The sequence below is a fragment of the Bradyrhizobium sp. MOS001 genome (genome assembly GCF_004634465.1).
Taxonomy (GTDB): Bacteria; Pseudomonadota; Alphaproteobacteria; order Rhizobiales; family Xanthobacteraceae; genus Bradyrhizobium; species Bradyrhizobium barranii.
Genome location: NZ_SPVJ01000006.1, coordinates 224,687 through 239,999, shown reverse-complemented (window position 1 = coordinate 239,999; position 15,313 = coordinate 224,687). Strand labels below are relative to the sequence as shown.

General features: G+C 65.5%; 11 protein-coding genes. 8 read left to right on the top strand and 3 right to left on the bottom strand.

The window, feature by feature from the left end; translation table 11 throughout:
- Window positions 1-134 precede the first annotated feature (134 nt).
- From tkt to CT676_RS12075, 8 genes are all read left to right on the top strand, one after another.
- Complete coding sequence (gene tkt, locus CT676_RS12110; protein ID WP_135214709.1) at window positions 135-2,120, top strand: transketolase; 1,986 nt, start codon at window positions 135-137, stop codon at window positions 2,118-2,120.
- Between the two features lie 168 nt (window positions 2,121-2,288).
- Window positions 2,289-3,296: a type I glyceraldehyde-3-phosphate dehydrogenase gene (gene gap / locus CT676_RS12105; protein WP_085401784.1), complete on the top strand. Its 1,008-nt coding sequence runs from the start codon at window positions 2,289-2,291 to the stop codon at window positions 3,294-3,296.
- 138 nt (window positions 3,297-3,434) lie between these two features.
- Window positions 3,435-4,631 carry a phosphoglycerate kinase gene (locus CT676_RS12100; protein WP_071916653.1) on the top strand — a complete coding sequence of 399 codons (1,197 nt, stop codon included), beginning with the start codon at window positions 3,435-3,437 and terminating at the stop codon, window positions 4,629-4,631.
- Window positions 4,632-4,683: 52 nt separating this feature from the next.
- The gene (fba, locus tag CT676_RS12095; protein ID WP_135214708.1) at window positions 4,684-5,751 is read left to right on the top strand and encodes a class II fructose-bisphosphate aldolase; all 1,068 of its coding nucleotides are present in this window, start codon (window positions 4,684-4,686) and stop codon (window positions 5,749-5,751) included.
- A 220-nt stretch (window positions 5,752-5,971) separates the two neighbouring features.
- Window positions 5,972-6,997, top strand: a complete 1,026-nt coding sequence (locus CT676_RS12090; RefSeq protein ID WP_135214707.1) for a class I fructose-bisphosphate aldolase — start codon at window positions 5,972-5,974, stop codon at window positions 6,995-6,997.
- A 3-nt stretch (window positions 6,998-7,000) separates the two neighbouring features.
- A complete protein-coding gene (locus tag CT676_RS12085) occupies window positions 7,001-7,675 on the top strand; it encodes a thiamine phosphate synthase (protein WP_135214706.1) in 675 nt (224 codons plus the stop codon).
- An 8-nt stretch (window positions 7,676-7,683) separates the two neighbouring features.
- Window positions 7,684-8,766, top strand: coding sequence for a tetratricopeptide repeat protein (locus tag CT676_RS12080; RefSeq protein WP_135214705.1), 1,083 nt, complete (start codon window positions 7,684-7,686; stop codon window positions 8,764-8,766).
- 84 nt (window positions 8,767-8,850) lie between these two features.
- Window positions 8,851-9,636 carry an inositol monophosphatase family protein gene (locus CT676_RS12075; protein WP_028150910.1) on the top strand — a complete coding sequence of 262 codons (786 nt, stop codon included), beginning with the start codon at window positions 8,851-8,853 and terminating at the stop codon, window positions 9,634-9,636.
- A 160-nt stretch (window positions 9,637-9,796) separates the two neighbouring features.
- Here the strand turns inward: CT676_RS12075 and CT676_RS12070 are convergent, their stop codons facing one another.
- The 3 genes from CT676_RS12070 to CT676_RS46065 form a co-directional block, all read right to left on the bottom strand.
- Complete coding sequence (locus CT676_RS12070; RefSeq protein ID WP_135214704.1) at window positions 9,797-12,952, bottom strand: multidrug efflux RND transporter permease subunit; 3,156 nt, start codon at window positions 12,950-12,952, stop codon at window positions 9,797-9,799.
- A 6-nt stretch (window positions 12,953-12,958) separates the two neighbouring features.
- Window positions 12,959-14,152, bottom strand: a complete 1,194-nt coding sequence (locus CT676_RS12065; RefSeq protein WP_135214703.1) for an efflux RND transporter periplasmic adaptor subunit — start codon at window positions 14,150-14,152, stop codon at window positions 12,959-12,961.
- A 300-nt stretch (window positions 14,153-14,452) separates the two neighbouring features.
- Entirely contained in the window at window positions 14,453-15,307 is an 855-nt protein-coding gene (locus CT676_RS46065) for an autotransporter outer membrane beta-barrel domain-containing protein (RefSeq protein WP_275552109.1), read from the bottom strand.
- Between the last annotated feature and the right edge of the window lie 6 nt (window positions 15,308-15,313).

The following is a 15,313-nucleotide window of genomic DNA, read 5'->3' as shown; positions in this document are numbered from 1 at the left end:
GGCCAAACCGACGTTTGATTGCCTTGGACTCCCGGAACCGAGGTGCTATCCCAGCCCAACCTTCCGTGGCCGCCAGGCTTCCCCCACGCGGCCCGCACCACTGCCAAGCGCCTCATTTCAGACGGATTTCAGACATGACGCAAGTCGACCACAACCGCATGGCCAACGCGATCCGTGGCCTCTCGATGGACGCTGTCGAGAAGGCGAAATCGGGCCATCCCGGCCTGCCGATGGGCGCCGCCGACGTCGCCACGGTGCTGTTCACGCAATTCCTGAAATTCGACGCCACTGCCACCGACTGGCCCGACCGCGACCGCTTCGTGCTCTCGGCCGGCCACGGTTCGATGCTGCTCTATTCGCTGCTGTATCTGACCGGCAATGCCGACATAACGCTGGATCAGCTCAAGCAGTTCCGCCAGCTCGGCGGCTTGACCCCGGGGCATCCCGAGAACTTCCACACCAAGGGCATCGAGACCACCACCGGTCCGCTCGGCCAGGGCATCTCGACCGCGGTCGGCATGGCGCTCGCCGAGAAGATGCTGGCCGCCGAGTTCGGCAAGAAGATCGTTGACCACCACACCTACGTGCTCGCCTCCGACGGCGACCTGATGGAAGGCGTGTCGCAGGAAGCGATCGCGATGGCCGGACACTGGAAGCTCAACAAGCTGATCGTGCTCTACGACGACAACGGCATCTCGATCGACGGGCCGACCTCGATCTCCGATTCCGTCGACCAGGTGAAGCGCTTCAAGTCCGCGGGCTGGGCCGCCGAAAAGATCGACGGCCATGACCAGGCCGCTATCGCCGCAGCGATCACCCGCGCGCAAAAATCCAACAAGCCGACGCTGATCGCCTGCCGCACCACCATCGGCTTCGGCGCGCCGCACAAGGCCGGCACCGCGAAGGCGCATGGCGAGGCGCTCGGCGCCGACGAGCTCAAGGCCGCCAAGGAAAATCTCGGCATCTCGCTCGAGCCGTTCTCGGTGCCGGATGACGTGCTGAAGGCCTGGCGCGCAGCCGGCAGCCGCGGCGCGGCGGCACGGCAGGAATGGGAAGGACGGCTCGGTGAGCTCGGCAGCCGCAAGCGCGCCGAGTTCGAGCGCCGTCTGCGTCATGAGCGTCCGGCCTCACTCGCGAAGGCCGTGCGCGCGTACAAGAAGGAGCTGCTGGAAAAGCCGATGACCGCGGCGACCCGCAAATCCTCGGAAGCGGTGATCGAAGTCATTGCCGGCGCGATGCCGATGGAATTCCTCGCAGGCTCCGCCGACCTCACCGGCTCCAACAACAACAAGGCGAAGTCGGCCACCGCCTTCTCGGCCAAGACGCCGAAGGGCCGCTTCATTCACTACGGCATCCGCGAGCACGGCATGGCGGCTGCGATGAACGGCATCTTCCTGCATGGCGGCTTCGCGCCGAACGGTGCGACCTTCCTGGTGTTCACCGACTACGCGCGTCCCGCGATGCGCCTTGCCGCGTTGATGGGCGCCGGCGTCGTCTACGTGATGACGCACGATTCCATCGGCCTTGGCGAAGACGGCCCGACCCACCAGCCGGTCGAGCATCTCGCCGCACTTCGCGCTATTCCGAACATGCGCGTGTTCCGCCCCGCTGACTCCATCGAGGTCGCCGAGTGCTGGGAGCTTGCGCTCAATCGTATCGACGGCCCGACCGTGCTGGCGCTGACGCGGCAGAACCTGCCGCAGCTCCGCACCAATGCGCCGAACGACATTCCCTGCGCGGCCGGCGCCTACGAGCTGGTCGCCGCCCAGGGCGAAGCCAAGGCAACGCTGTTCGCTTCCGGCTCCGAGGTCGAGATCGCGGTCGCCGCCCAGAAGCAGCTCGCCGAGCGCGGCATCGCGTCACGGGTGGTCTCGGTGCCCTCGCTCGAGCTTTTGTTAGCGCAACCAGAAGCCAAGCGTGCCGAGATCATCGGCACCGCGCCGGTGAAGGTCGCGATCGAGGCCGCAGTGCGCTGGGGCTGGGATGCCGTGATCGGCCAGGATGGCGAATTTATCGGCATGCATTCGTTCGGCGCGAGCGCGCCGGCGAAGGATCTTTACAAGCATTTCGGCATTACCGCCGAGGCTGCGGTTAACGCTGTGCTGAAGCGCGTTAGCTGAGAGTTGAGCTTGCCAAAAAAAAGGACTACGTAGTCTCTCATATGATCAAGCATCGCCCGGCCGAACCGGGCGTCCGCCCTAAAAAACCCTCGCAGGCGCGCTAAGCGCGTTGTGCGGGATGATCGGGGTTATCGAACACGTCATTGAACGGTCATAAGGAGATGAAACATGGCAGTCCGCGTCGGAATTAACGGTTTTGGCCGCATCGGCCGCAACATCCTGCGGGCTATTGCCGAGTCCGGCCGCAAGGACATCGAGGTCGTCGGCATCAACGACCTCGGCCCGGTCGAGACCAACGCCCATCTCCTTCGCTTCGACAGCGTCCATGGCCGCTTCCCCGGCACCGTCACCGTCGATGGCGACTCCATCAACCTCGGCGGCGGCAAGATCAAGGTTACCGCCGAGCGCGATCCCTCGAAACTGCCCTGGAAGGATCTCGGCGTCGACATCGCGATGGAATGCACCGGCATCTTCACCGCGAAGGACAAGGCGTCCGCGCATCTCACCGCCGGCGCCAAGCGCGTTCTCGTTTCCGCGCCCGCCGACGGCGCCGACGCCACCATCGTCTACGGCGTCAACCACGACACGCTGACCAAGGATCACCTGGTCGTCTCCAACGGCTCCTGCACCACCAACTGCCTCGCGCCGGTCGCCAAGGTGCTGAACGACCTGGTCGGCATCGAGACCGGCTTCATGACCACGATCCACGCCTACACCGGCGACCAGCCGACGCTGGACACGCTACACAAGGATCTCTACCGCGGCCGTGCGGCGGCGATGTCGATGATCCCGACCTCGACCGGCGCGGCGAAGGCAATCGGCCTCGTGCTCCCGGAACTCAAGGGCAAGCTCGACGGCGTCTCGATCCGCGTGCCGTCCCCGAACGTCTCGGTCATCGACCTCAAGATCGTCGCCAAGCGCGCCACCGACGCCAAGGAAATCAACGCGGCGATGAAGCGTGCCTCCGAGCAGCAGCTCAAGGGCATTCTCGGCTATACCAATCAGCCGAACGTCTCGATCGACTTCAACCACGATCCGCACTCCTCGACCTTCCACGAGGACCAGACCAAGGTGCAGAACGGCACGCTGGTGCGCGTGATGTCCTGGTACGACAACGAGTGGGGCTTCTCGAACCGCATGGCGGACACCGCCGTCGCGTTCGCGAAGGTGATCTAACTCCGCTCTCGTGTCCCGGACGCGATGCAGCGTAAAACGCTGCGTCGCAGATCCGGGACCCATGTCCCTCCAGCGCAGGTCCCGGTTCTGCATAGCGGCACTCCGCGCCGCTATGCGCCCGGGACAAGAGAGTGTCCGATGACCAACAAATTCCGCACCCTCGATGACGTCGATGTGAAGGGCAAGCGCGTGCTGCTGCGCGTCGATCTCAACGTGCCCATGGACAACGGGCGCGTCAGCGACGCGACCCGGCTCGAGCGCGTCGCGCCGACCATCACCGAAATTTCGGACAAGGGCGGCAAGGTCATCCTGCTCGCGCATTTCGGCCGGCCGAAGGGACGCGACCCCAAGGAGTCGCTCAAGCCGGTTGCTGAGGCGCTGTCGAAGGTCGTGAACAGGCCCGTCGCCTTCGCCGACGACTGTGTCGGCGAGCCCGCGGCCACGGCCGTGGCGGCGCTGAAAGATGGCGACATCCTGTGCCTGGAAAATACCCGCTTCCACAAGGAAGAGGAAAAGAACGATCCCGCCTTCGTCGCGGAGTTGGCGAAACTCGGCGACATCTGGGTCAATGACGCCTTCTCGGCCGCGCACCGCGCCCATGCCACGACCGAAGGCCTCGGCCACAAGCTGCCGGCCTATGCCGGCCGCACCATGCAGGCCGAGCTCGTCGCGCTGGAGAAGGCGCTGGGCTCGCCGACCAAGCCCGTCATCGCGATCATCGGCGGCGCCAAGGTCTCGACCAAGATCGACCTGCTCGAAAACCTCGTCACCAAGGTCGACGCGCTCGTGATCGGCGGCGGCATGGCCAACACCTTCCTGCACGCCCAGGGCGTCGGGATCGGCAAGTCGCTGGCCGAGAAGGATCTCGCCGCGACGGCGATCCGCATCATGGAGAAGGCGGAAGCCGCCAATTGCGCGATCATCCTGCCGGTCGACGCCACCGTCGCCTATCACTTCGCGGCGAACGCGCCCTCGCATGCCTACGGGCTCGATGCGATCCCGGCCGACGGCATGATCCTCGACGTCGGCCCGCAATCGATCGCGCGCGTCCATGCCGCCATCGATGACGCGGCCACGCTGGTCTGGAACGGACCGCTGGGCGCCTTCGAGATGCAGCCGTTCGACCGCGGAACCGTGGCGGCGGCCAAGCATGCCGCCGAGCGCACCAAGGCGAAGAAGCTGATCTCGATCGCGGGCGGCGGCGACACGGTCGCGGCGCTCAACCAGGCCCATGTGGCCGGTCAATTCACTTATGTCTCGACCGCCGGTGGCGCATTTCTTGAATGGATGGAAGGCAAGCCCCTTCCCGGCGTCGAAGTTCTGCGCACCAAGTAATCAGTCGGCCTTTTAAGTCGGCCTTGCAGGCCCAAACCGGAGAAAAAGACAGATGGCTCGGATCACGTTACGTCAATTGCTCGACCATGCAGCGGAGAACGATTACGGCGTACCGGCCTTCAACATCAACAACATGGAGCAGGCGCTGGCGATCATGGACGCGGCCAACACGGTCGACGCGCCCGTCATCATCCAGGCCTCGCGCGGCGCGCGCTCCTACGCCAACGACATCATGCTCAAGCACATGATGGACGCAGTGACCGAGATCTATCCGCACATTCCGGTCTGCGTGCATCTCGACCACGGCAACGAGGCCGCGACCTGCATGACCGCGATCCAGGCCGGCTTCACCTCGGTGATGATGGACGGCTCGCTCAAGGCCGACGGCAAGAGCCCGGCCGACTGGACCTACAATGTCGGCGTCACCAAGACCGTGACCGACATGGCCCATCTCGGCGGCATCTCGGTCGAGGGTGAGCTCGGCGTGCTCGGCTCGCTCGAAACAGGCATGGGCGACAAGGAAGACGGCCACGGCGCCGAAGGCAAGCTGAGCCACGACCAGCTCCTGACCAATCCGGACGAGGCCGTGAAGTTCGTCCAGGAGACCAAGGTGGACGCGCTCGCGATCGCGATGGGCACCTCGCATGGCGCCTACAAATTCACCCGCAAGCCCGACGGCGACATCCTGGCCATGAAGGTGATCGAGGAGATCCACCGCAAGCTGCCGAACACGCATCTGGTGATGCACGGCTCCTCGTCGGTGCCGCAGGACCTCCAGGACATCATCAACGAGTTCGGCGGCAAGATGAAGCCGACCTGGGGCGTGCCGGTCGCCGAGATCCAGCGCGGCATCAAGAACGGCGTGCGCAAGATCAACATCGATACCGACAACCGCATGGCCATGACCGGCCAGATCCGCAAGGTGTTCAAGGAGCACCCGGAAGAGTTCGACCCGCGCAAGTACCTGAAGCCCGCCATGGAAGCGATGACCAAGCTGTGTAAGCAGCGGCTCCAGGAGTTCAATACCGCAGGCCAGGCCTTCAAGTTCAAGAAGGTCCTGACCCCCGCCGAGATGGCCAAGCGCTACGCCAAGGGCGAGCTGGATCCGAAGGTGGCGTAAGGCCTTCAGCCACATCCTCCCGTCATTCCGGGACACGCGAAGCGTGGGCCCGGAATCCATAACCACAGCCTGGGGTTATGGATTCCGGGCCTGCGCCTTTCGGCGTATCCCGGAATGACAGAGGGCCCCCTTTACCCTGCGACGAACGTTAACTCGGCAATTGCCCGAGAACGGTCTATTTTCACAGGCAAGGGCAGAATCGTTTTGGGAGGACCTCTCGATGAATCTGACTGAGCTCAACAGGATCGCGACCGCCATGGTCGCGCCCGGCAAGGGCATCCTTGCCGCCGACGAATCCTCCGGCACCATCAAGAAGCGTTTCGACGCGATCGGGGTGGAATCGACGGAAGCCAACCGCCGCGATTATCGCGAGATGCTGTTCCGCTCCAGGGAGGCCATGAGCCAGTGCATCTCCGGCGTGATCCTCTATGACGAGACGATCTGGCAGGATGCGAAGGACGGCACGCCACTGGTCAAGCTGATCGAGCAGAGCGGCGCCATCCCCGGCATCAAGGTCGACGAGGGCACGCAAGCCCTGCCGATGTGCCCGGGCGAGCTCGTCACCGTCGGGCTCGACAAGCTCGCCGAGCGCCTGAAGAAATATTACGAGCGCGGCGCCCGCTTCGCCAAATGGCGCGCGGTCATCGATATCGGCAGCGGCATTCCCTCCATGACCGCGATCGGCGTCAACGCCCATGCGCTGGCCCGCTACGCAGCGCTGTGCCAGGCCGCGCAGATCGTGCCGATCGTCGAGCCTGAGGTGCTGATGGACGGCGATCACGACATCGACCGCTGCTATGAAGTGACGACCCGCGTGCTCAACAAGACCTTCCAGGAATTGCGCGTGCAGCGCGTCGCGCTCGAAGGCATGGTGCTGAAGCCGAACATGGCGATCTCTGGCAAGAAGTGCGCGAAGCAGGCTCCCGTCGAGGAAGTTGCGGAGAAGACAATTCGGCTGCTGAAGGCCTGCGTGCCCGCGGCCGTGCCCGGCATCGCCTTCCTCTCCGGCGGCCAGTCGGACGAAGAGGCGACGGCGCATCTCAACGCCATGCACAAGCTCGGCCCGCTGCCCTGGGGCCTGACCTTCTCCTACGGCCGCGCGCTGCAGGCCGCGCCGCAGAAGGCCTGGTCCGGCAAGGCCGAGAATGTCGCAGCCGGCCAAAGTGCATTCAGCCATCGCGCCCGGATGAATGGTCTGGCGTCCAAGGGCGAATGGCAAAGCAGCCTGGAAAAGAAAGCAGCCTAGATCTTGTCGAACAAATCGCCTCCGCCGCGCCCGGCGCCGCGTCTCTATCTCGCGACGCCGGCCATCGATGATCCCGCTGCGTTCGTCGCCGAGCTGCCGGGCCTGCTCGCTGCCGCCGACGTCGCGGCCGTGCTGCTGCGGCTGAAGGAGACCGACCAGCGCACCATGATCACACGCATCAAGGCGCTGGCCCCGCCGGTCCAGAAGGCGGGCGCCGCGCTGCTCGTTGAAGGTCATGCCGAACTGGTCGCACGTGGCGGTGCCGACGGCGCGCACCTCCCCGGCATCGCCGCGCTGAAAGAGGCGCTGCCATCGCTCAAGCCCGATCGCATCGCCGGCGTCGGCGGGCTGACGACGCGGCACCATTCCATGGATGCGGGCGAGATAGGCGCGGACTACGTGCTGTTCGGCGAACCTGATGCAAAGGGCCAACGCCCGTCGTCCCAGGCGATCGCCGAGCGGCTGGACTGGTGGGCCGAGCTGTTCGAGCCGCCCTGCGTCGGCTTTGCCACCTCGCTCGAAGAGGCGCACGACTTCGCCGCCAGCGGCGCCGATTTCGTGCTGGTCGGCGATTTCGTCTGGTCCGATCCGCGCGGTCCCAAGGCCGCGCTGATCGAGGTCGACGCTGAGATCAAGAAGGCCCATGCGGCTGCGCTTGCGGGTCAGGAGCACGGCTAGCGCCCGACATGAAGCTCCCGCGCATCACCATCCTGGCCACGCTGCTGCTGACGGCGCCCGCGGCCGCGCAGCTCCAGATCACGCCGCCGGTGGCCGCGCCGAGCGCTGTGCCTGAGAAACAGAAGCCCAAGCCGCCTCCGGCCGCCAAGAAGAAGGAGGCCGCGCCGGCGCCAAAACCTTCGGCCTCGCCCAAGCCGGCCGCCTCGCCCAAGCCGGCGCTGCCCGCAACCGTGATCCCCGCACCGGCAACCGACAATCCCAATGTCGATCTGGTGTTCGGCGCCTATCAGCGCGGCCAGTACAAGACGGCGTTCGATCTCGCCACCGCCCGCGCACAAGCGGGCGATCCCAAGGCGATGACCATGCTCGGCGAGCTCTATTCCAACGCCATGGGCATCCGCCGCGACTACGCCAAGGCGCTGGAATGGTACAAGCGCGCCTCCGATGCCGGCGACCGCGAGGCGATGTTCGCGCTCGCCATGCTGCGAATTTCCGGCCGCGGCGGCTCGGTCGACAAGAGCGAGGCGGTGAAGCTGATGGCTTCCGCCGCCAAGCTCGGCGAGCCCAAGGCGGCCTATAACCTCGCTTTGCTCTATCTCGACGGCCAGACCCTGCCGCAGGACGTCAAGCGGTCCGCCGAGCTGCTGCGTCAGGCCGCCGACGCCGGCCTGCCCGAGGCGCAATACGCGCTGGCGACCTTCTACAAGGAAGGCACCGGCGTGCCGAAGGACCCGGAACGCGCGGTGCGGCTGCTCCAGGCGGCTTCACTGGCGGACAATGTCGATGCCGAGGTCGAATATGCCATCGCCATGTTCAACGGCACCGGCACGGTGAAGAACCAGCCGGCCGCCGTCGCGTTGCTCCGCAAGGCCTCCCGCCAGGGCAGCGCGATCGCGCAGAACCGCCTGGCCTGGGTGCTGATCAACGGCATGGGCACGTCCGTGGACAAGGTCGAGGGCTTTAAATGGCACCTGGTGGCGAAAACCTCCGGCAAGGGCGATCCGGAGCTCGACAAGCAATTGTCCGACCTGCCGGCCGAGGACCGGGGCAAGGCCGAGGCCGCCGCCAGAAAATGGCTCGGGACCAAATGACTTGACGCAAAGGCCCTCGCAGGGCACCCCATCCTTCAAACAGGCGCGGTTTCGCGCCATTTCCCCCGATCAAGACCAGGGCACATGCTGTATTCCGCCACTATCAACGTCATGGTCAAGGCCGCGCGCCGCGCCGGCCGCAGCCTCAAGCGCGACCTCGGCGAGATCGAGCATCTCCAGGTCTCGCTGAAGGGGCCGGCCAATTTCGTCTCGCTGGCCGACAAGCGCGCCGAGGAGATCCTCTACCAGGACCTCGCCAAGGCCCGCCCCGGCTACGGCTTCATCGGCGAGGAAGGCGGCACCCGCGAGGGCAGCGACAAGAGCCACACCTGGATCGTCGATCCGCTCGACGGCACCACCAACTTCCTGCACGGCATCCCGCAATTCGCGATCTCGATCGGCCTCGTGCGCGAGGGCACGATCATTGCGGGCGTAATCTACAACCCCGCCAATGACGAGCTCTACATCGCCGAGCGCGGCAAGGGCGCCTTCCTCAACGACCAGCGCCTGCGCGTGGCCGGCCGCCGCCAGCTCAACGAATGCGTGGTGGCCTGCGGCCTGCCCCATATCGGCCGCGGCGACCACGAGGAATTCCGCCGCGAGATGACCGCGATCCAGGACAGGGTCGCAGGCCTCCGCCGTTTCGGCGCCGCCTCCCTCGACCTCGCCTTCGTCGCCGCCGGCCGCCTCGACGGCTACTGGGAGCGCAACCTGCAATCCTGGGACATCGCTGCCGGCATGATCATGGTGCGCGAGGCAGGCGGCACGGTGAGCGACATCGCAACGCCGGGTGATGCGCTGGTGACCGGGCATGTCGTGTGCGGCAATGAGTTCGTGCACGGGGAGCTGGTGAAGATTTTGCGGAAGTAGGCTTAGGGCGAACCCTACGCTTCACACTCCGCCGTCATCACCCGCCTTGTGCGCACTTGCGCACTGGAGCGGGTGATCCAGTATTCCAGAGACGTTTGTTGGATACGGAAGGGCCGCGGCGTACTGGATGCCTCGCCTGCGCGGGCATGACAAGCTCGCCTTATGGCTTGACCGGCGCCGGCGGCCCATACGCCTCGCCATCCTTCGCGGCCTTCGGCTCCCGATCCCCCGCCAGCACGCGCTGCACCGAGACGAAGAACACCGGCACCATCAGCAGCGCCAGGATCACCACCGCGATCATGCCGCCCATCACGATGCTGCCGAGCGCTTGCTGGCTGGCGCCGCCGGCGCCGTGCGCAATCGCCATCGGCAGCACGCCGCAGATGAAGGCAAGGCCGGTCATCAGGATCGGGCGGAAGCGCAGGCGACAGGCCTCGATGGTGGCTTCTACTAGCGGCTTGCCTTCCTTGCGCAGGTCCTTGGCGAACTCGATGATCAGGATCGCGTCCTTTGCCGCGAGGCCGATGATGGTGATCAGGCCGACGGTGAAATAGACGTCGTTGGGCAGGCCGCGCAGCATCGCCGCGGCCACCGCGCCGACGATGCCGAGCGGCACCGTGAGCAGCACCGCGAGCGGAATGGTCCAGCTCTCGTAGAGCGCGGCAAGACACAGGAACACCACGAACACCGACAGCGCCAGCAGGAACGGCGCCTGCGAACCCGACAGTTTTTCCTGGAGCGACTGTCCGGTCCATTCATAGCCGAAGCCGCGCGGCAATTTGCCGGCAAGCCGCTCCATCTCGGCGATCGCATCGCCCGAGGTGAAGCCGGGTTTCGCCTCGCCGGAGATGCGCACAGCGGGATAATAATTGAAGCCCGCGATCTGCGTCGGGCCGCGTGCCCATTCGACCGTGGCGAAAGAGGAGAACGGCACGAGCTGGCCACGGCTGTTCTTGACGTTGTAGTTGAGGATGTCCTCGGTCCGCATGCGGTCGCGCGCATCGGCCTGCACCACGACGCGCTGCATGCGGCCGCGGTTCGGGAAGTCGTTGATGTAGTTCGAGCCGAGATTGGTCGAGATCGTGTTGTTGATGTCCTCGAAGGTGACGCCGAAGGCGCCGGCCTTCTCGCGGTCGATCACGAGATTGACCACGCCGGCCTCGGGAAGGCCCTCGATATAGACCTTCTGAAGCACCGGGCTCGCATTGGCCTCCGCGATCAGCTGGTCGGCGGCGCGCATCAATGCCGGATAGCCTTTCTGGCCGCGGTCCTGGAGGCGGAACGAGAAGCCCGAGGAGTTGCCGAGATTGTCGATCGGCGGCGGCTGGAGCGCAGAGATCTTTGCATCGCGGATCGACGCCCCCAGATCGCGGTTGATGTCGTTGACGATCGCGGCGGCGGAGTCCTTCGGCCCGCGCTCCGACCAGTCCTTCAGCGTGATGAAGGCCTGCGCGGTGTTCATGCCCTGGCCGGAGAAGCTGAAGCCGGTGAGGAAGGTGACATCCTTCACACCCGGCCGCTCGGCGAGATATTTCTCGACCTTCTCGATGACGGCCTCGGTGCGGGGATACGACGAGTCCGACGGTGTCTGCACGTCGGTGGTGACGAAGCCCTGGTCATCGATCGGCAGGAAGCCGCCGGGCAGGCTGACGAAGGCCCAGGAGAGACCAACCAGCAGCGCGACATAGACCAGCATCAGGCGGCCGGTCCGCTTCAGCGAGAAGCCGACGGTGCGGGAATAGCCCTCCTTGCCGCCCTCGAGCACGCGGTTGAACCAGCCGAACACGCCCCGCTTCGCATGGCCGTGGCCGGCCGCGACGGGCTTCAGAATCGTCGCGCACAGCGCCGGCGTCAGCGACAGCGCGAGGAAGGCGGAGAAGCCGATCGCGGCGACCATGGTCACCGAGAACTGGCGGTAGATGATGCCGACCGAGCCGGGGAAGAACGCCATCGGCACGAATACCGCCATCAGCACCAGCGTGATGCCGATGATGGCGCCCGAGATCTGCGCCATCGCCTTCCGCGTCGCTTCCTTCGGCGGCAGACCTTCCTCGGACATGATGCGTTCGACGTTCTCGACAACGACGATGGCGTCGTCGACGAGGATGCCGACCGCGAGCACCATGCCGAACATCGAGAGCATGTTGATGGAATAGCCGGCGAGCAGCAGCGTGGTGCAGGCGCCCAAGAGCGCCACGGGCACCACGATGGTCGGGATGATGGTGTAGCGGATGTTCTGCAGGAACAGGAACATCACCACGAACACCAGCACCACGGCTTCGACCAGCGTCGTCAGCACCTTCTTGATCGAGGCCTCGACCACGGGCGTGATGTTGTAGGGGATCTCGTAGGAGATGTTGGCCGGGAAGAAGCGCGACAGCTCCTTCATCTTCTCCTCGACCGCGCTCGCGGTCGCCAGCGCGTTGCCGGTCGGCGACATCAGCACGGAGAGGCCCGCGGTCGGCTTGCCGTTCAGGCGCGTGTTGAATTGGTAGCTGAGGCCGCCGACCTCGATGCGCGCGACGTCGCGCAACCGCACGGTCGAACCGTCGGCATTGGCGCGCAGGATGATGGAACCGAATTCGTCCGGGGACGAGAGCTGGCCCTTGACCAGCACCAGCGAGGAGGTGCGCTGGCTCGAGGTCGACGGCTCGGCGCCGATGCTGCCCGAAGCGACCTGTGCGTTCTGCGCGGCGATCGCCTTGTTGACGTCGTCGGCGGTCAGCCCGTAGCCGACCAGCTTTGCCGGATCGACCCAGACGCGCAAGCTGCGTTCGGTCGAGTAGAGCGTGGCGCGACCGACGCCGGGGATGCGGCGGATCTCACCGAGCACGTTGCGGATCATGAAGTCGCCGAGGCCAACTTCGTCGAGGCTGCCGTCGGTCGAGTTCAGCGTGATGATCTGGAGCACGGCGCTCGAGGCTTCCTCGATCAGGATGCCCTGCTGGATCACCGCGCGCGGCAGCCGCGCTTCGACGCGCTTGATGCGGTTCTGCACCTCGACGGAGGCGGCGCTGGTATCGGTGCCCGGCTGGAAATTGGCGATGATCTCGACCTGGCCGAGCGAGTCGCTGGTCGATTCGAAATTGAGGATGCCGGAGGCGCCGTTGAGCTCCTCCTCGATCAGCCGGGTGACGCTGTTGTAGAGGTTTTCGGGCGAGGCGCCGGGATAGCTGGTCGAGATCGAGATCGAGGGCGGCGCGATGATCGGATATTGCGCGATCGGCAGCAGCGGGACCGCGATCGCGCCGATCAAGCAGATGAACAGCGCGACCACCCAGGCGAAGATCGGCCTGTCGATGAAGAAACTCGCCATGGCGCGTTACCGCGTCAGCTTCTGGGCGTGCCGATTGTCCGCGGTGGCGTCCGCTTCCGACCAGGATTGCGGCTTCACCTTGTCGCCGGCCGCGAACTTCTGGAAGCCTTCGACCACGACCTTGTCGCCGGCCTTCAGGCCCTCGGTCACGAACCAGAGTCCGTCCTGCACCGACCCCGTGCGGACCGGCTGCACGGCGATGTGGTTGTCGTCCTTGACGACGAACACCTCGCTGCCGCCGCCGCCATTGCGCTGGATCGCCTGCTGCGGCACCGCGATCGCGTCGCTGTCGAGTCCCTGGTCGATGCGGACGCGGACATACATGCCCGGCAGCAGCTCGCGCTTGGGATTACGGAATTCGCCGCGCAAGGTCACCTGGCCGGTATGGGCGTCGACCTTGGCGTCCGAGAACAGCAGCTTGCCGTCGAGCGAATAAAGGGTGTTGTCGTCGAGCACGAGGCGCACCTTGGCGGCATCGGCCGCGATGCGCTCGAGGTCGCCGCTCTCGAAGGCGCGGCGGAGCTGGTTGAGCTCGGTCACCGACTGGGTGAAGTCGGCATAGATCGGATCGAGCTGCTGGATGCTGGCGAGGTTGGTCTCGTTCTGCACCGCGAGCGCACCCTCACTGACCAGCGCCGCACCGACGACGCCGTCGATCGGCGCGCGCACGGTGGCATAGTCGAGATTGAGTTTGGCGCGTGCGAGTTCCGCCTTGCGGCCTTCGACCTCGGCATGGGCCTGACGCTCGGCCGCGATCGCCTTCTCGTTCTCGGCTTCCGGGGCGGCGCGATCCTTGGTGAGGGTGGCGATGCGGTGCGCCTGCTGCCTGGCCTGCATCAACCCGGCCTCGGCCTTGGCGACGGCCGCCTCGGTGGCCATCACCTCGACCTCGAACGGACGCGGATCGATGCGATAGAGCGCATCGCCGGCCTTCACCTCGCTGCCCTGGCGGAACAGGCGCTCGACCACGATGCCGGAGATGCGCGGCCGCACGTCGGAGACGCGCGTCGGCGCGATGCGGCCCGGTAGCTCGCGCACCACGGCGCGCGGCTGCGGCTTGACGATGACGATGCTGACGTCAGGGTCGGCGGGCTGGGCAGCGGACACCGCAGAGACGGATTCGTCGCAGCCCGCGAGCAGCGGCGTAAAGGCCGCGAGCATCATTGCAACGCATGCCGATCGCGCGCGAAGTCCTGACATGAAGTTAAACGCCCCGATGTTGTTGAAACTGAAATCACGCTCCGCGCGAGCCCGTTCTGGGCGATTCCATGCGGCTGATGCCGTCAAAATAGAACGTACTTGCTGCGACGCAACGCATTGCGCGGGCGGCTCAATGCCACATGACCTATCATGCTGAGTTCAGGGCGCTTTTCGGGACTCACCGGATTGTGAGTCGAGTTCCATCACCGCGAGCTGCGACAGAAGATCGCAACGAAACGTTACGAACCTGAAAGACGACCGTCTTTCGGCCCGGCATAGCGCCGGTGCAAAGCGCTGGATTCACCACGTGAGGCGGAAGCCGCCGGTGCCCTTGTAGTTGCGGTTGTCCGAGCTGTTGTTGAGGCTCGCATTGTAGGAGACCTCGCCGAAGACGGCGTACCGGCCGTTGGCCCAGCTGTAGGTGCCACCGCCGCCGATGCTGCCCCACAGCAGATCCTGCGCACTGGCAAAACCGATGCCTGCGACATCGACATTGGTGCCGTTGAGGAACTCGTAACGCAGATTGGCAATGCCGTAGACATCGGATCGCACGATGCCCGTGGCATCGTTCCAGGTCCTCTGGTGGTTGAGGGCAAGGCCGGTGCGGCCGAGCAGGCTGTCACCATCGCGCAACGCTACTTGCGCGCCGAACCGATCGGCAAAGCTGTCGAAGGCGACCTTCGAATAGGAGAGCTGCGCCTGCGGCGTCAGTGACCAACCATTGCCTATGCCGATCCGCTTGCCGGTTTCGGCGCTGAAGGCATAGCCGAACCCTTCATTGCCGTGGGTCAGGCTGTCAGCCAGCACGGACGACAGATCGCTGCGGTAGAACATCGACTGCGCCTGACCGTCGACATAGAAGCCGTTGTCGCCATACCAGGTCAGCGTGCTGCCGACGCCCGTCCCTTCAACACGGATACGGCCATTGCCGAAGAACGACGCGACATTGGCGGTCGTCAGGCCATATTGCGCGGTGAGGCCGACGATCAGCCGGCCCCGATCGTTCTCCAGCACAAGGCCATCGAGTCCTGTCTGCACTTTCAAATGGTCGGCCTTGTAGGTCGAGCCGGTGGTGTTGGAGGGCTGCAAGTCGGAATGGCCACCTTCGATGCGGCCCGGGCGCAGACGCAGCCACGGCGGTCGCCGGCGCGGCACCGACGC

Bases quoted from the DNA above. Each gene is read 5' to 3' on its own strand.
- tkt (WP_135214709.1), top strand. From the start codon at position 135: ATGACGCAAGTCGACCACAACCGCATGGCCAACGCGATCCGTGGCCTC.
- CT676_RS12075 (WP_028150910.1), top strand. From the start codon at position 8,851: ATGCTGTATTCCGCCACTATCAACGTCATGGTCAAGGCCGCGCGCCGC.
- CT676_RS12070 (WP_135214704.1), bottom strand. From the start codon at position 12,952: ATGGCGAGTTTCTTCATCGACAGGCCGATCTTCGCCTGGGTGGTCGCG.
- CT676_RS12080 (WP_135214705.1), top strand. From the start codon at position 7,684: ATGAAGCTCCCGCGCATCACCATCCTGGCCACGCTGCTGCTGACGGCG.
- CT676_RS12065 (WP_135214703.1), bottom strand. From the start codon at position 14,152: ATGTCAGGACTTCGCGCGCGATCGGCATGCGTTGCAATGATGCTCGCG.
- CT676_RS12100 (WP_071916653.1), top strand. From the start codon at position 3,435: ATGACCAACAAATTCCGCACCCTCGATGACGTCGATGTGAAGGGCAAG.
- fba (WP_135214708.1), top strand. From the start codon at position 4,684: ATGGCTCGGATCACGTTACGTCAATTGCTCGACCATGCAGCGGAGAAC.
- gap (WP_085401784.1), top strand. From the start codon at position 2,289: ATGGCAGTCCGCGTCGGAATTAACGGTTTTGGCCGCATCGGCCGCAAC.
- CT676_RS12090 (WP_135214707.1), top strand. From the start codon at position 5,972: ATGAATCTGACTGAGCTCAACAGGATCGCGACCGCCATGGTCGCGCCC.